The 20,175-nt window shown below is 68.0% G+C and carries 19 protein-coding genes; 1 reads left to right on the forward strand and 18 read right to left on the reverse strand.

Going from position 1 to position 20,175, the window contains the following annotated elements; all coding sequences use genetic code 11:
• Positions 1 to 37: 37 nt before the first annotated feature.
• Genes rarD through lspA form a run of 4 tightly spaced genes read right to left on the reverse strand, consistent with a single transcriptional unit; the run spans position 38 to position 3,215 of the window.
• Positions 38 to 961, reverse strand: coding sequence for an EamA family transporter RarD (gene rarD, locus ABZ789_RS12930; protein ID WP_358424175.1), 924 nt, complete (start codon positions 959 to 961; stop codon positions 38 to 40).
• Positions 962 to 1,005: 44 nt separating this feature from the next.
• Positions 1,006 to 1,659: a hypothetical protein gene (locus ABZ789_RS12935; protein WP_358424177.1), complete on the reverse strand. Its 654-nt coding sequence runs from the start codon at positions 1,657 to 1,659 to the stop codon at positions 1,006 to 1,008.
• A gap of 3 nt (positions 1,660 to 1,662) precedes the next feature.
• Positions 1,663 to 2,571, reverse strand: coding sequence for an RluA family pseudouridine synthase (locus ABZ789_RS12940; protein WP_358424301.1), 909 nt, complete (start codon positions 2,569 to 2,571; stop codon positions 1,663 to 1,665).
• A gap of 14 nt (positions 2,572 to 2,585) precedes the next feature.
• A complete protein-coding gene (gene lspA / locus ABZ789_RS12945) occupies positions 2,586 to 3,215 on the reverse strand; it encodes a signal peptidase II (protein ID WP_358424179.1) in 630 nt (209 codons plus the stop codon).
• Between the two features lie 67 nt (positions 3,216 to 3,282).
• Between lspA and ABZ789_RS12950 the strand changes: the two genes are divergently transcribed.
• On the forward strand, positions 3,283 to 4,239 hold the full coding sequence (locus tag ABZ789_RS12950; RefSeq protein WP_358424181.1) for a hypothetical protein: 957 nt from the start codon (positions 3,283 to 3,285) through the stop codon (positions 4,237 to 4,239).
• A 67-nt stretch (positions 4,240 to 4,306) separates the two neighbouring features.
• Here ABZ789_RS12950 and ABZ789_RS12955 read toward each other — a convergent pair whose 3' ends face one another.
• From ABZ789_RS12955 to ftsW, 14 genes are all read right to left on the reverse strand, one after another.
• The gene (locus tag ABZ789_RS12955; protein ID WP_358424183.1) at positions 4,307 to 4,813 is read right to left on the reverse strand and encodes a hypothetical protein; all 507 of its coding nucleotides are present in this window, start codon (positions 4,811 to 4,813) and stop codon (positions 4,307 to 4,309) included.
• 122 nt (positions 4,814 to 4,935) lie between these two features.
• Positions 4,936 to 6,246, reverse strand: a complete 1,311-nt coding sequence (locus ABZ789_RS12960; RefSeq protein ID WP_358424303.1) for a DNA polymerase IV — start codon at positions 6,244 to 6,246, stop codon at positions 4,936 to 4,938.
• Positions 6,247 to 6,329: 83 nt separating this feature from the next.
• The gene (ileS, locus tag ABZ789_RS12965) at positions 6,330 to 9,488 is read right to left on the reverse strand and encodes an isoleucine--tRNA ligase (protein ID WP_358424185.1); all 3,159 of its coding nucleotides are present in this window, start codon (positions 9,486 to 9,488) and stop codon (positions 6,330 to 6,332) included.
• Positions 9,489 to 9,752: 264 nt separating this feature from the next.
• Positions 9,753 to 10,013: a hypothetical protein gene (locus ABZ789_RS12970; RefSeq protein ID WP_358424187.1), complete on the reverse strand. Its 261-nt coding sequence runs from the start codon at positions 10,011 to 10,013 to the stop codon at positions 9,753 to 9,755.
• Between the two features lie 47 nt (positions 10,014 to 10,060).
• Entirely contained in the window at positions 10,061 to 10,906 is an 846-nt protein-coding gene (locus ABZ789_RS12975; RefSeq protein ID WP_358424189.1) for a DivIVA domain-containing protein, read from the reverse strand.
• A 151-nt stretch (positions 10,907 to 11,057) separates the two neighbouring features.
• Complete coding sequence (locus ABZ789_RS12980) at positions 11,058 to 11,348, reverse strand: YggT family protein (protein ID WP_006554132.1); 291 nt, start codon at positions 11,346 to 11,348, stop codon at positions 11,058 to 11,060.
• A 161-nt stretch (positions 11,349 to 11,509) separates the two neighbouring features.
• A complete protein-coding gene (locus ABZ789_RS12985; RefSeq protein ID WP_358424191.1) occupies positions 11,510 to 12,172 on the reverse strand; it encodes a cell division protein SepF in 663 nt (220 codons plus the stop codon).
• Between the two features lie 32 nt (positions 12,173 to 12,204).
• The gene (locus ABZ789_RS12990; protein ID WP_358424193.1) at positions 12,205 to 12,939 is read right to left on the reverse strand and encodes a YggS family pyridoxal phosphate-dependent enzyme; all 735 of its coding nucleotides are present in this window, start codon (positions 12,937 to 12,939) and stop codon (positions 12,205 to 12,207) included.
• The gene (pgeF, locus tag ABZ789_RS12995) at positions 12,936 to 13,700 is read right to left on the reverse strand and encodes a peptidoglycan editing factor PgeF (protein WP_358424195.1); all 765 of its coding nucleotides are present in this window, start codon (positions 13,698 to 13,700) and stop codon (positions 12,936 to 12,938) included. The genes ABZ789_RS12990 and pgeF overlap by 4 nt, the downstream gene beginning before the upstream one ends.
• The gene (gene ftsZ / locus ABZ789_RS13000) at positions 13,697 to 14,914 is read right to left on the reverse strand and encodes a cell division protein FtsZ (RefSeq protein WP_358424197.1); all 1,218 of its coding nucleotides are present in this window, start codon (positions 14,912 to 14,914) and stop codon (positions 13,697 to 13,699) included. Before ftsZ ends, pgeF begins: the two co-directional genes overlap by 4 nt.
• 247 nt (positions 14,915 to 15,161) lie before the next feature.
• Positions 15,162 to 15,815, reverse strand: a complete 654-nt coding sequence (locus tag ABZ789_RS13005; protein WP_358424199.1) for an FtsQ-type POTRA domain-containing protein — start codon at positions 15,813 to 15,815, stop codon at positions 15,162 to 15,164.
• Positions 15,816 to 15,913: 98 nt separating this feature from the next.
• Positions 15,914 to 17,482, reverse strand: coding sequence for a UDP-N-acetylmuramate--L-alanine ligase (gene murC, locus ABZ789_RS13010; RefSeq protein ID WP_358424201.1), 1,569 nt, complete (start codon positions 17,480 to 17,482; stop codon positions 15,914 to 15,916).
• Entirely contained in the window at positions 17,479 to 18,633 is a 1,155-nt protein-coding gene (gene murG, locus ABZ789_RS13015) for an undecaprenyldiphospho-muramoylpentapeptide beta-N-acetylglucosaminyltransferase (RefSeq protein WP_358424203.1), read from the reverse strand. Before murG ends, murC begins: the two co-directional genes overlap by 4 nt.
• Positions 18,630 to 20,135 (reverse strand): putative lipid II flippase FtsW, encoded by a 1,506-nt coding sequence (ftsW, locus tag ABZ789_RS13020; protein WP_358424305.1) that lies wholly within the window; start codon positions 20,133 to 20,135, stop codon positions 18,630 to 18,632. The genes murG and ftsW overlap by 4 nt, the downstream gene beginning before the upstream one ends.
• Between the last annotated feature and the right edge of the window lie 40 nt (positions 20,136 to 20,175).

Consider the following 20,175-nt stretch of genomic DNA (forward strand, 5'->3'; position numbering starts at 1 on the left):
CGTGCCTCTCCCGGGATGTCTGTGGGCAGAGACGAGTCTAAGCCGCGGGAGCTTCCTCGGTGACCACGGCACGCTGACGGCGGGCCCGCATGAGTGAATCCGTGCTGTAGACCGCGAGGGCGACCCAGATCAGTGCGAAACCGGCCCACCGCGAGGCGGGCATGTCCTCACCGAGCACCCACACACCCCACGCCATCTGCAGACTCGGGGTGAGGTACTGCAGCATGCCCAGTGTCGCGAGTGGGATCCGCTGCGCGGCAGCGCCGAAGAGCAACAGCGGGACGGCCGTCACAAGGCCCGCGGAGACCAGCAGCAGCGTGTGGCCCGCGCCGTGCCCGAGAAAGGTGCTCGTGCCCGTCACGGCGAGGAAGATCACGTATCCGAGCGCGAACGGCGCGGCGACGACGCCCTCTCCCGCGAGGGAGGTCCGCGGATCGAGCGGCACGACTTTCTTGACCACTCCGTAGGTCGCGAACGACAGTGCAAGGATCAGGGCGACGAACGGCGGCCTGCCGTAATCCAGGGTGATCACCACCACCGCACATGCGGCCAGCACCAGGGCACCGATCTGTGCAGGCCGCAGTCGTTCCCGGAAGAACAGCACTCCGAAGAGGACGCTGACGAGCGGGTTGACGAAATATCCGAGCGCGGCCTCGACCACCTGGCCGGAGGTCACAGCGTAGATGTAGACACCCCAGTTGACGGCGATCGCTGTGGATGCCGCGGCGATCAGGCCCCACGTGCGGGCGGACAGTCCGCGCAGAGTTCCCAGACGCCCCATCAGCCCCAGCACGATCAGCATGAGCACCAAGGTCCAGAGCACACGATGCGCAAGGATCTCGGGTGCGCCGGCGGGTTCGAGCAACCCGAAGAAGGCGGGGAACAGACCCCAGATCCCGTAGGCACCGAGCCCGCACAACACTCCCGCACGCACGATTGTCCGGTTTGCCGCCTCGCTCACCGGCTCACCCTACGACGTGGTGTTCCGGATGTCGTCGCAAAACATCACGGCTCTCCGTCATCCGGTCCGGGAACGACCCTGTCGACATGGGTGGGGAGCAGAGGAGTCACCGAGAAGCGTCCTGCGACCGCATCGGCGGGCAGGATTTCCACGGCGCGCACCGTCGGATCGTCGGCGACCGACCGCAACTGCGTGGGGGTGCCACGGACGACCACTCCCACGACACACTCACACCCGGCAGCGAGCCGCTTCGCCGAGACTGCGGCGACCCGCGCGGCGCGTTCCGTCCCGAACTGCATCATGCTCAGCCTGCTTGCGGCGACCGACGGGGCACGGCGCAGCGCCTCATGGTTCTGAGGTACCGCGACGGGCACCAGAGGCGTCTGGACACGCTCGATCGGCACACGGAACAGTATTTGCCCTACCCGCACCTCATCGGCGAGTGCGAGGACCTCGTCGATGCCGACGGGGACAGCGAAGGACGCCAGGCCCCAGTGCTCGAGATCTCCGGGTTCGGCCTCGGCCGCGTCCAGGCCCGCGGCGGCACGCGCAAGATAGTCGGCGACCACTTCCCCGTTGTCGGGACCGAGGGTGTCACTGCCCACCGAAGCCGGTTGCGGCGGGGTGAGCCACCCGGCGACGAGCACGGCGACCGCGAGTATCACGATCGCCGCCCAGGGCAGGACGACACGGCGCATCGGTCAGGCGTTGCGCAGCACGTCGAGAGCGTGCTCCAGATCCGGCGGGTACTTGCTGGTGATCTCGACCCAGTGGCCACGCGTGGGGTGCGAGAACCCGAGGGTGCAGGCATGCAGCCACTGCCGTTCGAGACCGAGTCGCGCAGCGAGGCGCGGGTCGGCGCCGTAGGTGAGGTCGCCGCAGCAAGGATGCCGCAGCGCCGAGAAATGCACGCGAATCTGGTGGGTACGACCGGTTTCGAGGTGGATGTCGAGCAGGCTCGCGGCCTGGAACGCCTCGATGGTGTCGTAATGCGTGACGCTGGGTTTGCCGTCGGCGGTGACCGTGAACTTCCAGTCGCTGCTGCGGTGCCGGCCGATCGGTGCATCGATGGTGCCGCTGCTCGGGTCCGGATGCCCCTGGACGAGCGCGTGGTAGCGCTTGTCGACGGTGCGCTCCTTGAATGCGCGCTTGAGCACGGTGTAGGCACGTTCCGACGTCGCGACCACCATGACCCCGGAGGTGCCCACGTCGAGCCTGTGCACGATGCCCTGCCGCTCGTGGGCGCCGGACGTGGAGATGCGGTAACCGGCCGCGGCCAGACCCCCGATCACCGTCGGGCCGGTCCAGCCGACGCTCGCGTGAGCGGCGACACCGACCGGCTTGTCCACGGCGACGATGTCGTCGTCGGCGTAGAGGATCTCCATACCCTCGACGGGCTGGGCCTCGATGGTCAGGGGACGCGGCGGCTCGGGTAGTTCCACCTCGAGCCAGGAGCCGGCGGACAGCCGGTCGGACTTGCCGACGACTGCGCCGTCGACCACGATGGCGCCCTCCTCGGTGAGCGTGGCCACCACGGTCCGAGACAGACCGAGCAGGCGTGCAAGGCCTGCATCGACGCGCATCCCGTCGAGCCCGTCGGGTACGGGCATCGCGCGGGTTTCCCTCACTGGCGTGTTTCCTTTCTCGTATCGCCCGACGCCTCTGCTGTCCGGCCCCCGGCCTTCGCCGTGCCGCCGTCCGGTTCGACGCCGAAGACCGTCAGCGCCACGAGCAGGATCGCTCCGCACACGATGGCCGAGTCGGCGACGTTGAACACCGGCCACCATCCGACCGACACGAAGTCGACGACGTGGCCCTGCAGCGGTCCCGGCGAGCGGAAGATCCGGTCGGTGAGGTTGCCGAGTGCTCCCCCGAGCACCAGGGCGAGGCCGAGCGCCCACCATCCCGACTTCAGCGTCCGGCCGATCCTCACCACGCCGATGACGACGGCGACGGCGACCAGGGTGAGCAGCCAGGTCATACCCGTGGCCATGGAGAAGGCGGCGCCCGGATTCCGCACGAGTGTCAGCGTGACCGTGTCACCGATGATCGAGATCGGGTCGGCCGGGTCGATGTAGTGAACGGCGAGCACCTTCGTCACCAGGTCTGCGACGTAGATGACGAACGCCACGAGCAGCAGAGGCCGGAGCATGCGCTTGCCGCCCGCTACCGCAGGAGGCGGCGTCGGCTCGTCGGCACGGCCGGAAGCCGGGGGATCCGCGTCGCGGTCGGGTCGGGAAGCTTCGTTCGTCACCGCTCCATCATCCCCTACTCCGACGACCGCGGCGGTTCCCCCTCCCGTCGTGGCTACCCTGGGTGTCGTGCCTGCGCTGTCCAGATTCGCCCGCCCGGGGCCGTATGCCCTCGCGGCTGCCCTGTCCCTTTCCACTCTCGTCGCCGGTTGCGGCGCCTCCTCCGACGGCGCTCCCACCGTCACCGCGGCGACGTCGACGGAGGTGACGCTACCGGTGTCCGCCGTGACCACCACGGTGCTCGACGCCGGGGCCGAACCCCGCTCGGTGGTTCGGGTCACTCCTGAGGCAGGGGTGCGGCACGACGTCGTCCTCACCACGCGGTCCGAGGTCTTCCAGCAGATCGGTGACGACGTTCGACAGGACTTCTCGACACCCGAGCTGACTCTTCCGCTGTCGGCCACGGTCGAGCGGGCGATCTCCGACGAGAACCCGAGCACCGTCGTCGACATCACTCTCGGGTCGGCGGACTCGCCGGACGCCACACTTCGGTCCGCGCTGTCCGACGTCGAAGGCTCCGGCGCCGGACTGACGGTCGGGCCGACCGGCGCGATCAGCGCTCTTCGCCTCGAACCTGCACCCGACGCGGCGAACATCGCGCGTTCGGCCGTCGAACAGGCCTTCTACCAGGCCGTCTATCGCATCGTCTCGTTCCCCGAGGAGGCCATCGGCGTCGGTGCGGTATGGGAGATCCGGCAGCAGGTGATGAGCGCCGGGATCACCCTCGACCAGGTGGGGACCGCAACCCTCGTCGAGCGCGAGGACCAGCGCATGACGGTCGATGTGAAAGTCGAGCAGACGCCGCGCGAATCCACCTGGGTACTACCGAACGGACAGGGCCGTCTCGATATCGAGCAGTACACGATGGCCGGTGAGGGGACGATGACGATCGACACGTCGCTCCCCCTGCCCGTCGACGGCGAACTGACGGTGCAGGGCGATCAGAGCTATGTCGAGCCGGACGGCGGGACGCGGCTGTCGCAGTCGCAGGTCGACCGGGTGGGCTGGAGTACTCCGGAGCAATAACAGCCGAACGATCGACGGCCGGCGCGGAGATCCGCGCCGGCCGTCGTTCGTTCGGACGAGAATTACATCACGCGCAGGCCGGTGACTGCAGCTGCGCCATGTTGATCACGATGGAGCACGCGTAGTCCTTGGACACCTTCCAGGTGTCGTCCTCGGCAACGAAGTCGACGGTGCCGAACGACGGCTGCTCGCTGCCCGCGAGCGCCATCTCGACGCCGGCGGTGATGGTGCCGTTCTCGTTGTCGGTCACGTCGACGACGTTCACCTGGACACCGGCGTCGTTGGCAGCCTGAGCGACCTTGTTGATCAACTCCGGATCCTCCTCGGCACCCTGGACCAGATCTGTCTTCTCGGCTGCCGGGACGTTCAGATCGAAAGCGCGCGCGAGATCGGCGTTGAGTTCCTCGGGCGAAGGCACCGGCGGGTAGTCGACGGCCGGAGCCGCGGCGGTCGTGGTGGTGCTGGTGTTCGAGGCCGCCTCTGCCGAGCTACCGCCGTCGTCCGAGCTGCAGGCGGACATCGTGAGGGCGGCGGCGAGCGCCACAGTGGCGACGGTCATCTTGCGAAGCTTCAACTTCTCGTCCTTCTCGTTCGGTCGTGCACGACGCGTGCGCCGTGTTCGGTCATCCGGCAGCGGATCGCCCGCAAGAGTACCCGGCGACGGTAAGAAGACCATGAGGGCGCCGGGAACCTGTTTCAGTTCAGGCTGGCGAGCGGGTCCGCAACTGTCAGATCGGGATCGTCCTCGTCAAGGTTACGGACCGCACCGGGCCCGGTGCTCCTGGTCTCGAACCGGACGGTGACCACGCCGTGCCCGGCGCCCTGTACCCAGCCGTGCCCGAACTCGGGATGAGCGACGTCGGTGCCCGGCATCCACCTGGTGGCCGGCCCGGTTGCCGCGACCTGCTCCTCGTCGTCGTGAGCGGTGTGCGTGGCGTCGTCCGTCGGTGTCCGGTCGAGTTCGGGGAACAGGGTGTCCTGCGCAATCGCCGACAGGCCTGCATACCCCACGCCGACGAGCCGCACGGGACCGATCTCGAGGGGATCGAGCGCGAGACGCTGGGCCGCCGTGGTGAGCACCTGCACGTCCTCGGTGGCGTACGGCAGGGTCGACGACCTGGTGAGCACGGACATGTCCGCCTTACGCAGTTTGAGCACCACCGTGCGGGCGGCCCGCCCGTCCTTGCGCAGTCGTGAGTGTGCTGCGGATGCGGACGCGGCGATCGCGCGTCTCAGCCCGGCCATCGCGACGATATCGGTCGGAAAGGTGGTCTCGGCGCTGACCTGTTTCGCTTCGGCACGCTCGGCGACCGGCCGGTCGTCGAACCCGTTGGCGAGCCGATGCAGGCCCGGTCCGACGGTTCCGCCGAGGATCGATGCCGCCTCGGCCACCGGCAGGGCCGCGAGATCTCCGATCGTCTCGATACCGAGTCGCCGCAGCCGATCTTCGGCAACCGGGCCGATTCCCCACAGCTTGCGCACCGGGAGAGCATGCAGCAACGGGAGTTCGCCCTCGGGTGGCACGACGAGCAGCCCGTCCGGTTTCGCGAGCCCGGATCCGATCTTCGCGATCTGTTTACCCGACCCGGCGCCGATGGATGCCACGAGACCCGTTCTCTCCCGGACGTGTTCGCGCAGCTCCGCACAGAACCGTTCGACGTCCCCGGTCCCTGCCCCGGCCAGTTCGGGAGGTTCGGCGAACGCCTCGTCGAGGGACAGCGTCTCGAGGACCGGAATCCGGGCGCGCAGGGTGTCGAACACGAGCCCGCTCAGTTCGCGGTAGAGAACTCCCCGCGGGGGAAGAACGACCGCGGCGGGGCCGACGAGGCGACGCGCCCGGCTCATCGGCATCGCCGAGCGCGCGCCGTACACGCGGGCCTCGTAGCTCGCACCGGCGACCACGCCGCGGGCCCCGAGGCCACCGACGAGCACCGGCCGACCCCGCAGGGTCGGCCGGGTCAACTGCTCGGCGGACGCGAAGAACGCGTCGAGATCCAGGTGCAACACCCAGCGCCGATTCACGGAAGTGGGCACGCACCGAGACTAGTGCGCCGCATCCACACATATCACCCAGGACCGGCGCACACGGCTCACACCTTGACGATCGACGCCCGAGTCCCCTCGCCCAGCTCGATGGCATCGCCGTCGGCCGTACCGAGTTCGAAGGTCGTGGCGAGGATCTCGCCCGCGATCAGATCGCGGTGGCGTGCCGCCCACTCTGCCCGATCGGCCGGAACCTCGAAGTGCACCGAGATCCGGTCGGAGACCTCGAGACCGAGGTTGCGGCGAGCGTCCTGGAACTCGCGGATGCGGTCCTTGGCCCAGCCCTCGGCCTCGAGTTCCTCGGTGACGGTCGTGTCGAGGACCACGAGACCGTTGCCGCCCGGCAGCGCAGCCGTGGACTCCGGCTCGGCCGCGACGAGGCGGCTCGTGTACTCCTCGGGGAGCAGGGTGACACCGGCCGCAGTGACCGTTCCGTCCTCCGACTGGCTCCAGTCCCCCGCCTTGACGGCCTTGATGACCTTCTGCACGTCCTTGCCGAGACGCGGTCCGGCAGCGCGGGCGTTGACGACGACCTCGAAGCGGCCGTGCGCTTCGACGTCGTCGGTCGTGACCACCTGCTTGACGTTGACCTCGTCCTTGATGAGGTCGACGAAGGGCTCGAGATGGGACGATCCGGGGGTCGCGACGGTGACCTCCGGAAGCGGAAGCCGCACACGCAGCTTCTGCGCCTTACGCAGCGACAATACGGTCGAGCACACCCCACGCACCTCGTCCATCGCCGCGACGAGCGCGGGATCGGACGGCAGGTCGTCGGCCGCGGGCCAGTCCGCCAGATGCACGGACCGGCCACCGGTCAGGCCCCGCCAGATCACCTCGGAGGCCATCGGCAGCAACGGCGCAGCCAAGCGCGTGACGACCTCGAGCACCGTGTGGAGTGTGTCGATCGCGTCGGTGTCCTCGTCCCAGAACCGGTTCCGCGAGCGACGGACGTACCAATTGGTCAGCGCATCGCAGAAGGTGCGCAGTTCGTCGCACGCACCGGCGATGTCGACGGTCTCGAGTGCGTCGGTGATGACGTCGCGGGTTTCGGCGAGCTTGGCGAGGATGTACCGGTCGAGCACGTTCGACGAATCGGTGCGCCCGGTGCCCGGTTTCACCGCGTACAGCTGCAGGAAGCTCCATGCGTTCCACAACGGCAGCAGTGCCTGTCGCACACCCTCACGGATGCCCTGCTCGGTGACGACGAGGTTGCCGCCGCGCAGGATCGGCGAGGACATGAGGAACCACCGCATGGCGTCGGAACCGTCGCGGGCGAACACCTCGTTCACGTCGGGATAGTTGCCCTTGGACTTGCTCATCTTCAGACCGTCGTCGCCGAGGACGATGCCATGCGCGGCAACGCATTTGAAGGCGGGCCGGTCGAACAGCGCGGTCGCGAGGACGTGCAGGGTGTAGAACCATCCGCGTGTCTGGCCGTTGTACTCGACGATGAAGTCGCCCGGATAGTGGGTGTCGAACCAGTCGCGATTCTCGAACGGGTAGTGCACCTGGGCGAACGGCATCGACCCGGACTCGAACCAGCAGTCGAGCACCTCCGGGACGCGGCGCATGGTCGACCTGCCGGTCGGGTCGTCGGGGTTCGGCCGGGTGAGTTCGTCGATCATGGGCCGGTGCAGATCGGTCGGACGTACTCCGAAGTCGCGTTCGAGTTCGTCGAGCGAGCCGTAGACATCGACGCGGGGGTATTCCGGATCGTCCGATACCCACACGGGAATCGGGCTGCCCCAGTATCGGTTACGGCTGATGTTCCAGTCGCGGGCACCTTCGAGCCACTTGCCGAACTGACCGTCCCGGATGTGCTCGGGCACCCACGTGATCTGCTGGTTCAGCTCGACCATGCGGTCGCGGAAACGCGTGACGGCGACGAACCACGACGGCACCGCCATGTAGATCAGCGGCTGGCCCGACCGCCACGAGTGCGGGTAGGAGTGCTCGATGGTCTCGTGTCGCAACAGCTTTCCAGCTGCCTTGAGATCCTTGATGATCACCGGGTTGGCGTCGAAGACCTGCAGGCCCTCGTACGGCGGGACCATCGAGGTGAATTTGCCGGCCGGGTCGAGCGGCTGCACGAGCTCGATGCCGTTGCGCTGGCAGTACTCCATGTCCTCTTCACCGAAAGCCGGTGCGAGGTGGACGATTCCGGTACCGGACTCGGTGGTGACGTAGTCGGCGGCGATGACCTGGTGCGCATTCTCCCGGCCCACGAAGAAATCGAAGGGCGGCTCGTAGGCGAGGCCGACGAGATCGCTACCGCGATAGCGGCCGATCACTTCCGGCTCTTCGCCGAGTTCACGGGCGTAATGGCCGAGCCGATCCTGCGCGAGCACGTAGGTCTTGCCCTCGGCGCCACGCACCGCGACGTAGTCGATGTCCGGGTGCACCGCGATCGCGAGGTTCGACGGCAGGGTCCACGGTGTGGTGGTCCAGATCAAGGCATTGGCACCGTCGAGTTCGGAACCCGGCGCGCGCAGCACCATGTCGACGGTGACGGCCGGGTCCTGACGCATCTTGTAGGCGTCGTCGAGGCGGGTCTCCTGGTTCGACAGCGGCGTCTGCTCGTACCAGCTGTAGGGAAGCACGCGGAAGCCCTGGTAGATCAGGCCCTTGTCGTACAGCGACTTGAAGGCCCACATGACCGACTCCATGAAGTCGAGGTCCAGGGTCTTGTAATCGTTGTCGAAGTCCACCCACCGCGCCTGGCGGGTGACGTAATCGCGCCACTCACCGGTGTAGCGCAGCACCGACTGCTTGCAGTAGGCGTTGAATTCGGCCAGGCCCATCGAGTCGATCTGCGACTTGTCGGTGATGCCGAGCTGCTTCTCGGCTTCGAGCTCGGCCGGCAGACCGTGGCAGTCCCAGCCGAACCGGCGGTCGACCTTCTTACCGCGCATCGTCTGGAAGCGCGGCACGACGTCCTTGACATAACCGGTGAGCAGGTGGCCGTAGTGCGGCAGACCGTTCGCGAAGGGCGGGCCGTCGTAGAAGACAAAATCGTCGGCCCCGTCGCGGTTACGCAGGGAAGCCTCGAAGGTGCCGTCTGCAGCCCAGTGCGCGAGGACGCGCTCTTCGAGCGCCGGGAAGTCGACACCCGAGTCACGCGGCAGGCCGTAGTCGACGCGGGGATATCCGGCAGCACTGCCGGTCGTTGCTGCGGTGGGATCCGGTGCAGCGTGGTTCTCGGTCACAGCGTGGCTCCTCCGTGCCTGGATATGTCTCGGCACGGGGACGATCTCCGTGCGCGTGCACGGCTACCGCGGTACCACCCCGCTTGCGCGTCCCCAGTGGGGACGGCCACTCGTAGGGGCTGTGACGGGCCCACCCGTCCGGTTCTAGTGAGCGACGCGATGGTCACCGTTCTTCCGGAGGCTCCCCGGTGATGGCCGGATCGACGCCGCCCCGCGCGAACGGGGATCGAGTTTCACACTCGATGGTGCCAATTGTAGGACGTCTCAGCGATCCGAGGAATTCCGGCCGCCGGGACGTCGTCGCGGTGCGCGGCCACCCGCCCCTCGGGCCCGCTCGACAGAACCCGGATCGGCCCACTCGCCCTCGGTTGCGCTTCGTCCGCCGAGTGCGCTCGCCAGCAAGATCACGGCCCCGACGACGCACACCGCGATACAACCCCAGGCCCAGACCACCGAACCGGTCATCAACGCGATCACGAGAAGACCGAAACCGACGGCTGCGAGTACCAGCGTGACGACGAGCACGACGCTCCTCCTCTACCGAGGTACAGCACCAGGTCGGGGACTATCGATCAGCTGTTGCCCTTCGCAAAGGACGACGATCCGAAGGACGACGAGTTGGACTGGTTGAACGCCTCCTGGCCACCGTCCACCGGAACAGCAGAACCGCGCTGCTCGAGCTCTTCGAGCTGCGATTCGAGGTAGGACTTCAGACGCACCCGGTACTCACGCTCGAACGTCTTGAGCTGTTCGATGCGACCCTCCAGCACGGAACGCTGCTGGTTGATCGTCGCCATGATCTCGGTGTGCTTCTTCTCGGCGTCCGCCTGCAAGGCGTCGGACTTCTCCTTGGCCTGCCGCAGCTGGGTCTCGGAACGGGTGCGCGCATCGGCCAGCATGGCGTCGGCCTTCTGCCGCGCATCGGCAACCATCGCCTCACTGCGCGTGCGGGCATCGGAGACCAGCTGCTCGGAATTGGTCCGCGCGTTCCGCACGAGCTCCTCGGCCTCGGCCTTGGCGTCCCCGGTGAGTCGGTCGGCCATCTCCTGGGCGAGCCCGAGAACCTTCGCGGCCTGCATGCTCGCGTCACCGCTCGACGGTGCGGCGGCGACCGGTGCGGGTGCCGGCGTCGGCGCCGGTTCCGGCTTCGGGGCCTCGACGACTCGCGCCGGTTCCGGTTTGGACGGAGTGGCCGGTGCGGATGCGGCCGCGCTACGCGGCGCCTTCTTGGCCTCGGAGAGTTCCTGGTCGAGTTCTGCCACCCGCTGACGCAGATCGGCGTTCTCCTCGATGAGGTTCGTCAGCTCCTGCTCGACGAGATCGAGGAAGGCGTCGACCTCGTCCTCGTTGTACCCACGCTTCCCGATCGGAGGCTTGCTGAACGCGACATTGTGCACATCAGCTGGTGTCAGCGGCATGGAAGGATCCCTTCACGCGTCGAGTAAGCGGTCAAGCAGGCGTTCTGTGTTATCGACAGTGCGTTACGCGTACCAAAACCCACTGTATATGGCACTCCATTGTGGCACACGGCAGCTTCGGGACGGTCGGACACGACGCCGGATGGAACCGTCATGCTGCGCCGCCCCTGGGCAGGAAGGCCATGAGGAAATACACGATGAACAGCAAGACCATGATGGACAGATCGAGTCGGACCCCACCCAGATTGAGCGGCGGAATCAGCCTTCGCAGCAGCTTCACAGGCGGGTCCGTGACCGTGAAGATCGCTTCGAGTACGACGACGACGAAGCCCGACGGCTTCCACTCCCGCGCGAAGGTTCTGATGAACTCGACGATGATCCGCCCGATCAGCAGAAGCCAGAAGATGAACAGCAGGAACCACAGCACCTCGAAAACGGCCACCTTCCCACAATGCCCGACAAAGACGGGTCGATCAAAACCGAAACGCCCGGCCTGCAGTGATCTGCATCATGGCCGGGCGTGTCGGAACACTCGAGGGGCGGCGACGAGGGTAGAACCGCGAGGCGTCGGGGAGGGCTCGCTCACCCGCGCATCGCGCTCGTCTACTGCTGGTTGTAGAAGCCGGTCTCGGCGATGCGCCGACGCTCCTCCGCAGAGACATCGATATCGGCGGGAGAAAGCAGGAAGACCTTGGTGGCCACCTTGTCGAACGAGCCGCGCAGCGCGAATGCGAGCCCCGCCGCGAAGTCCACCAGTCGCTTGGCGTCGGCATTGCTCATCTCGACGAGGTCCATGATGACCGGCGTCCCGTCGCGGAAACGCTCACCGATCGTCCGCGCCTCGCTGTAGTCGCGTGGACGCAGCGTGGTGATCTTGGACAACGGACCTCCCTCGTCGAACAGCGCGCCGCGCCGCGGTTCGGTGCGCTCGAGCCGGCCCTCCGCAGCCAAGGATGCACGCCCGGCAGCACGGACCGGAGCAGGAGCCTGACGGGGAGCGCGGGCGGTGATGGGCTCGACCCGCGGGGGGCGGGGCGCCGGATCGTAACGGTCGAAGTCGTCGCGGTCGAAGTCACGAACCGGCTCCTCGCGATGCGACGGCGCATAGTCGTCCCGATGCGACGGTGCGTAGCCGCCGTAGGGTGCGTCGCCGTAGTCCCGATCGCGGTCGCGTCGGCCACTCGACGGATCGTCGAGGTACTCGTCCTCGTAATCCTCGAGCGGCACCATCCCGAAGTACGCCTTGAACTTGTGGAGTGTGCTCATCGATCGCCTTTCCCTCGCGCGGCGGATGTCATTCAGGCTAATGGTCGATACCCCAAGACCGCCGTTCCGACACGCACGCACGTCGAACCCCACCGAACCGCCTGCTCGAGATCGCCGGACATCCCCGCCGACAGTTCGGCCGCCGCCGGATGATCCTGCAGCAGACGTACATGGAGCTCGTGCAACTCCTCGAACGCCCGATCGGGTTCCCATCCCAGTGGCGGAACACCCATCAGACCGCCGAGTTCGAGTACGCCCGATTCCGCGACCGCCGCCGCGAGGGCAGGAAGATCCTCGGCGACCACCCCACCCCGGTCACGGTCACCGTCGAGACTGACCTGCAGCAGAGCACGCAGCGGGGTGGTCCGTAGCCCCTCGTCGAGTGCCGCCGTCACGCCCTTCTCGAAGGCCTGCACGAGCCGGACACTGTCGACCGAATGCACCGTGTGCGCCCAGCGGGCGATCGCCCGGGTCTTGTTGCGCTGGACCCGACCGATCATGTGCCATTCGACCGGCTCGGACACACTCTCCCGGAATTGCGCGATCTTCGCGCTCGCCTCCTGTTCGCGGGATTCGCCGAACCGCTCACACCCCAGCTCGTGGAGCAGCACGACATCCGATGCGGGAAAGTACTTGGTGACGGTCAGCAACGCCACGTCCGACGGAGAACGCCCCGCCGCACGGGCCGCGGAAACCAACCGATTCTGTACGGCTGCAAGACGATCGGCGAGCTCTTGCCGCCGGTCCGCGGTGGCCGCGTCGCTCACGCCGTCCCCTCCCCCGCACCGCCGGCCACCCGGTCTGTCTCCTCGAGCCAGATCACGGAGGCAAACCTTCCGGTGGGCGCAGAGCGCCGATGGCTGAACAGAGAAGTGTCCTCGATCGTGCACCGCGGATCCTCCGCCACAGCCGTCACACCGTGATCTGCGAGCTGCCTGCGTAGTCCCGCGCGGAGATCGAGACCGGGTGTGCCGCGTACCGTGCGAGTCGCGCTACCCGGAAGATGGGCCTCGACATCGGATCTCATGGCCGCAGGCACCTCGTAGTGGCGACCGCTCGCCGCCGGACCGAGCAGGGCCCCGATGCGATCGGGACGGGCACCGAGATCTGCCATGGCGTCGAGAACCCGTGGGAGGATCCCGATACGCGCACCCACCCGGCCGGCGTGCACGGCAGCGATCACGCCGGCGGTCTCGTCGGACAACAGAATCGACACACAGTCGGCGCTGAGGGTCGCCAGCGCGAGCCCGACCTGGCGGGTGACGAGTGCGTCGGTAGCGGACACGGGCCCGTCCACCGGCCCGTCCACCACCGTCACGTTGCGGCTGTGGATCTGCTCCATCCAGACGAATCGCTCGAGGGGCAGGCCGACCGCCGAGGCGAGCCGGCGACGATTGGCCGCGACCGCAGCCGGATCATCACCGACGTGATCGGCGAGGTTGAAGCTGTCGTACGGAGGTGCGGACACGCCACCGGATCGCGTGGTCACGACCCGGCGGGCGCGCAGCACAGCAGGCAAAGCCGTCAACGGCGCATGAAGATCGGCACGTCGACGTCGTCGTCACCGTCGTCGTCGATGTCCACCTCGCGGGGCGCGTTGCCACCGGAGGGCGGCTGACCACCGGCAGTGGGTGCCGACTCCCGTACCGGATTCGACTCACCGGTTTCCCGCTCGGGACGACCGAGTTCGCCGGCGCGGGCCACCCCGATCGCACCCGGACGAGGGGCCTGTTGCTGCTGGGGCTGCTGCGACTGGCCCTGCTGCTGTCCGGTCTCGACGGGACGGCGGGCGGGGGTCCCGCCGTCGAAGCCGGCGGCAATGACGGTCACCCGCACCTCGTCACCGAGCGAATCGTCGATGACCGTGCCGAAGATGATGTTCGCGTCGATGTGCGCAGCCTCCTGCACGAGCGAAGCGGCCTCGTTGATCTCGAACAGGCCGAGATCCGATCCGCCTGCGATGGAGAGCAGCACACCACGCGCACCCTCCATCGACGCCTCGAGCAGCGGCGAGTTGATCGCCGCCTCGGCAGCCTTGATGGCGCGACCCTCACCTCGCGACGAGCCGATACCCATCAGGGCCGAACCGGCGCCCGACATCACGCCCTTGACGTCGGCGAAGTCGACGTTGATGAGTCCCGGCGTGGTGATGAGGTCGGTGATGCCCTGGACACCGTTGAGGAGCACCTCGTCGGCGGAACGGAAGGCATCCATGAGACTGACGGCGGCATCGCCGAGCTGCAGCAACCGGTCGTTCGGGATGACGATGAGCGTGTCGCAGGATTCACGCAGCGTCTGGATGCCGGTGTCGGCCTGGCTGCCGCGGCGCTTGCCCTCGAACGAGAACGGACGGGTCACGACGCCGACCGTGAGCGCACCGAGCTTGCGGGCGATGCTCGCCACGACAGGCGCACCGCCGGTACCGGTTCCACCGCCCTCGCCGGCCGTCACGAAGACCATGTCGGCACCCTTGAGCACCTCTTCGATCTCGTCCTTGTGGTCTTCGGCAGCCTTGCGGCCGACCTCCGGGTCTGCGCCGGCGCCGAGTCCGCGGGTCAGTTCGCGGCCGACATCGAGCTTGACGTCGGCGTCCGACATGAGCAGTGCCTGCGCGTCGGTGTTGACGGCAATGAACTCGACTCCCTTGAGTCCCTGCTCGATCATGCGATTGACCGCGTTCACGCCGCCACCGCCGATACCGACGACCTTGATTACGGCGAGGTAGTTGTGCGGGGGCGTCATGTGCTCTCGCCTTCCTGAAGTTCCGGGTGGTGCATGTTTCCGGGTGGTACTGGATCCGGGTGCAGCTGGATGTCGGTCACGTCTGCCTGTCGACAGCGGACGCTCCTCACAGCGCCGACTCTCGGCAAACCCTCAACCATAGCTTGAAGGTTATGTCAAGTAGCGCGGCTGTCCGAAACGCTATGGCACTGGTGCCGGGAATAGCCAGCAGACGCGCCGGACACGCCGGACGAATTTCATCGATCCCTCACCTGACCGTCGGCAGGTCGGGACTCGCGACGTCGAATCGCTGCCCCGGCTGCGTCAGGAGGGGGCCGATCACCGCCGCCTTACGCTCGGAACGATCGACTCCACCCCACACCACGGTGCGCCCGTCGGTGAGTACCAGAGAGATGTCGGACTCCGACGGCGCTTCGATCGATTCGACCTGGACACGCAGATCGGGTGGCAACTTTTCGAGTACCTCCACGGCCGCTCGGGTAGCGGGATCCGCCGTACCCGGCGACGGGGTCACGAGCCGCGGAGTGAACATCGGCGGGGGCTCCACCGCGAAGTCCACCCCTTCCCTGTCGACCGAGTGGGTGCCGTCCGGCGCCTCGAAGAAGACCACGGCCTCCCGCTCGCTGACCGTCACACGGACGGTGGACGGATATACCCGCTGCACCCGGACCGATTCCGCGCGCGGCATCGTCGCGACCCTCCGGGCCGCTGCCGCCGTGTCGACCTGCAGCAGCGGCGTGCCCTCGGCGACCCGGAGAGCCTCCACCACCTCGTCGTGGGTGAGGACCTCGACTCCCGTCACCTCGATCGCACGCACGGACAGCAACGGTGAGAACCACGCCACCGCGATCGCCCCGAGGAGCACGGCGACCACCCCCGCCCCGAGAAGCACGGTGCGCACGCGTACCGACCGACCGCGCGGGCGGCGGGCGGTGTTTCGCTCGCGACACTCGCGTGGTGGTCGTTCACGGCGTGCGCGTGACGAGACGGAGGCAGGCGTCACCGTTTCGTCGGCTCCGGTCCGGCGCCGCCCGGCGCGTGGGGACCACCCGCGTCCGGGGTGGAACCGGCCGGCCGGAACCGGCCCGGCTTGCTGTGCAGCGCGTCGAGAATCTGCCTGCCCAGCATGGTGACGTCACCGGCACCCATCGTGATCACGACATCCCCCGGCCTTGTCAGGCCCGCGACCTGGCGGGGCACGGCGGACAGATTCGGCTGGTAGTGCACCGGTTTGCTCACCGCGCGGGCGACGAGCGCACCACTGACTCCGGGGATCGGTTCCTCCCGGGCGCCGTACACGTCGAGCACCACCACCTCGTCCGCGAGATCGAGTGCCGATCCGAACTCGCCGGCGAACGCTTCGGTGCGCGAATAGAGGTGCGGCTGGAACACGACGATCACCCGCGGCCGTTCGGTGCCGGTCTCGGTGTAGCGCAGCGGTTCTCCCGCCACGAGTTCCGCCGCGGCCGCGAGCACCGCGCGGACTTCGGTCGGGTGGTGGGCGTAGTCGTCGAACACCCGCACGCCGTATTCGCGACCGGTGTACTGGAAACGCCGGTGTACGCCGCCGAACCCGGCCAGCCCCTCCAGCGCCTCGTCCACCTGCGCTCCGGCCTCGAGCGCAGCGAGCAGCGCGGCGAGCGCGTTCAGCGCCATGTGACGGCCGGGGACGGACAGTCGGACCGTGCGCGGCGAATCCTCGCCTGTGAGATGGAGTTCCGCGACACCGCCGACATCCTTGGCCTCCCAGCCCAGCAGTCGCACTCCGACGGGCACGCCCCTGTACTCGTCCTCGGTGCCGATGATGTCGGCCGTGCCGTAGCCCTGGACCCGCAGATCGTCTCGGCCGAGTGCGACGACCCGTTCGGCGAGGGCCGCCGATCCGGGATCGTCGAGGCACACGACGAGCAGACCGCCGGGGGCGATCCGGGCGATGAACTCGTCGAAGACCGCCGTGTACGCCTCAGGTGTACCGAAGAAGTCCAGGTGGTCGGCCTCGATGTTGGTGACGATGACGGTGTTCGGGTCGTACTGCAGCAGCGAACCGTCGCTCTCGTCGGCTTCGGCGACGAAGACGTCGCCACTGCCGTGATGCGCGTTGGTGCCGGATTCGTTGAGTTCACCACCGACCGCGAAGGACGGATCGAAACCGCAGTGCTGCAACGCGACGACGAGCATCGACGTCGTCGAGGTCTTGCCGTGTGTGCCCGAGACGAGGAAGGTGCGGTGTCCGCGCATGAGGGAGGCGAGGACCGTGGGACGCAACAGGATCGGGATACCCCGCTCACGTGCGGCGACGAGTTCGGGATTGTCCTGCGGGATGGCCGCGAACGTCGTGACCAGTGCCGTGGGGCCACCGTCGAGCAGGTCGAGGGCCTCGGCGGAGTGCCCGATACGGACCTGGGCGCCGCGTGCCCGCAGCGCGAGCACACCGCGACTTTCCTTCGCGTCGGAACCCGATACCTGTCCCCCACGCGCCAGCAGGATCCGGGCGATGCCCGACATCCCGGCGCCGCCGATACCGACCATGTGCACCCGCTCGAGTTCGGCGGGCAACTGCGCACTCATCGTTCACTCCTGTTCGGTTCCACTCCGGCAACCTCGAGCACTGTCCTCGCCAGCTCGTCCGCCGCACTACGGTGACCGGCGGCCGCGGCGCGGCGGCCCATCTCCACGAGTCGCTGCTCGTCCCGGAGCATCGACACCACTTCTGTCGCGACATAGTCCGAATTCAGATCGCCGTCGGCGACGATCCTTCCACCGCCCGCCTCGACGACCGGGCGGGCATTGAGTTCCTGTTCGCCGTTCCCATGCGGGAGGGGTACGTACACGGCGGGCAGACCCACTGCGGACACCTCGGCGACCGTCATGGCGCCCGAGCGGCACACGACGGCGTCGGCGGCGGAATATGCGAGATCCATGCGTTCGAGATAGGGCACCGTGACGTACGGTGCACGGGCATGTCCGGGATGGGCGGGGATGTCGACGGTGTTCTTCGGACCGTGTGCGTGCAGCACGGCGATACCGGCCTCCGCGAGTGCGGCGGACGCGCCGGACACGGCCTCGTTCAGCGAACGTGCGCCCTGCGAGCCTCCGAACACGAGCAGGACCGGGACGTCGTCGGGTAGACCGAAATGACGCCGCGCTTCCGCACGCAGCGCGCCGCGGTCGAGTCCGGTGATCGACGACCGGACCGGAATCCCCACGATCTGCGCGTCGCCGCGTCGCACGATCCCCGAACCCGGGACCGCGGCCAGTACACGCTCTGCCCGGAGCGCACCGACCTTGTTGGCGATGCCAGCACTCGCATTGGCCTCGTGGACGACGACCGGAATACGGCGCCGACGACGCAGCGGACCGGCCCCGGCCGCGAGGTAGGCGGGCAGCGCCACGTACCCGCCGAAACCGACGACGACATCGGCGTCGACCCGGTCGAGGATCTCGCGGGTGCGACGCACCGACGCCACGACCCGCCCTGGGAGCTTCAGCAGGTCGAGCGTCGGTTTGCGGGGCAGCGGCACGGGCGGGACGAGTTCCAGGGGGTAACCGCGGCGCGGTACCAGGGTCGTCTCGAGTCCGCGCTCGGTACCGAGCGCCGTGATCCGCGCATCTGGTACGAGTGCGCGCACGGCATCCGCCACCGCGAGCGCCGGCTCGATATGCCCGGCCGTACCGCCTCCGGCCACCACCACCGACAGTGCCGGCCTTTCCCCACTCACCTGCGATTCCCTCGCTCTCCGCCTCGTCTGTTCGCTCCGCGTGTCGTGCGGTTCGACTGTTGCCGGCCGCGGCCGGCGTCCCGCGCGGGTTGCGCGCGCCCTGCACGGCCCGTTCCGTCCCGTGGTTGTGTCCGCCCAGCGGACGCGCGGCGTTCTTGTGCCGCGCCACGCTGCCGTTCGTGCGGTGCCGGGGGCTGTCGTTTCCGCGCCCCGCCGCCCGGTGCAGCACGACCGGCCCGCTCCGGCGCTGCGGCACGCGCTCGTGGTCGCCGTGCAGCGACCGTACGTGCGTCGGTTCGGCCGGCCCGGTAGGGCTCCGGCTTGCGCAATCGCAGCATTCGCGCGAACCGGCCGTCGTGACCCGCGTGCAACGCGGCGATGGCCTCGGGCTCGTGTCTCGCTGCGTTGGCTATCAGACCGAACATGAGCAAGGTGGTCGCCGTCGAGGTACCACCGGCCGACACGAGCGGCAGCTGCAGGCCGGTCACGGGCAGCAATCCCACGACATAGCCGATGTTGATGAGCGCCTGCCCGATGATCCAGGTCGTCGCCGTCGCGGTGAACAGTCGCAGGAAGGGATCGACCGAGCGCATCGCGATCCGCAACCCCACATAGGCGAACAGACCGAACAGGCCGATGACCGCGGCCCCGCCGAGGAATCCGAGTTCCTCACCGATGATGGCGAAGATGAAGTCGTTGTGGGCGTTGGGCAGGTAGTTCCACTTGGCCCGGCTCTGGCCGAGCCCGCGGCCCCACAGTCCACCGTCCGCGAGGGAGAACTTCGCCTGTCGCGCCTGATAACCGGCACCCTGTGGATCGTCTCCGGGATTGAAGAAGGCTCGCACGCGCTCCGAGCGGTAACCGGCAGTCAGGGCCAGGATCACCGCGAGTCCGACGGCCGTGCCGACGATCCCGCCGAATACCTTGAGCGGCAGGCCCGCAAACCACAGCAGGGCGAGCACGATGATGACGATCGAGACGGTGGTGCCGAGGTCCGGCTGCAGCACGATCAGACCCGTCACGAGTACGGCCGCCGGCACGAGCGGGACGAGCATGTCCCTCAGGGTCGAGTTCTCGCCACGGCGGGAGGCCAGCAGGTGAGCACCCCACACCGCGAGGGTGATCTTGGCGATCTCTGCCGGCTGGAGCGACACACCGGCGATGACGAACCAGCCCCGAGTACCTTGGGACACCGTGCCGATACCCGGTATGAGCACCAGCACGAGCAGCACGACCGAGAACGCGAACGCCGGGAAGGCGAATCGGCGGAGCAACCGGATGGGGATCTGCAGTGCGATGTAGAAGATCACCATGCCGAGGGCGGCGAAGATCACCTGAGAGGTGAACAGTCCGTACGCCGATCCGTCCGTGGCCACAGCACCGACGCTCGACGAGGACAGGACCATGACCAGTCCGAGCACGGTGAGCAGCACGGCGATCGTCACCACGAGGTGGAACGACGCGAGCGGCCGCGCCATCCACGCTCCGAACCGGCTGCGCATTCCTGCTACCGGATCGTCGGAGCCTGCCCCTGCCCGAGAG

The organism is Rhodococcus sp. NPDC047139, from assembly GCF_040643435.1.
Lineage (GTDB): Bacteria > Actinomycetota > Actinomycetes > Mycobacteriales > Mycobacteriaceae > Rhodococcus.

Bases quoted from the DNA above. Each gene is read 5' to 3' on its own strand.
- ABZ789_RS12935 (WP_358424177.1), bottom strand. From the start codon at position 1,659: ATGCGCCGTGTCGTCCTGCCCTGGGCGGCGATCGTGATACTCGCGGTC.
- ABZ789_RS12940 (WP_358424301.1), bottom strand. From the start codon at position 2,571: ATGCCCGTACCCGACGGGCTCGACGGGATGCGCGTCGATGCAGGCCTT.
- ABZ789_RS12975 (WP_358424189.1), bottom strand. From the start codon at position 10,906: ATGCCGCTGACACCAGCTGATGTGCACAATGTCGCGTTCAGCAAGCCT.
- ABZ789_RS12985 (WP_358424191.1), bottom strand. From the start codon at position 12,172: ATGAGCACACTCCACAAGTTCAAGGCGTACTTCGGGATGGTGCCGCTC.
- ftsZ (WP_358424197.1), bottom strand. From the start codon at position 14,914: ATGACGCCCCCGCACAACTACCTCGCCGTAATCAAGGTCGTCGGTATC.
- murC (WP_358424201.1), bottom strand. From the start codon at position 17,482: ATGAGTGCGCAGTTGCCCGCCGAACTCGAGCGGGTGCACATGGTCGGT.
- ftsW (WP_358424305.1), bottom strand. From the start codon at position 20,135: ATGCGCAGCCGGTTCGGAGCGTGGATGGCGCGGCCGCTCGCGTCGTTC.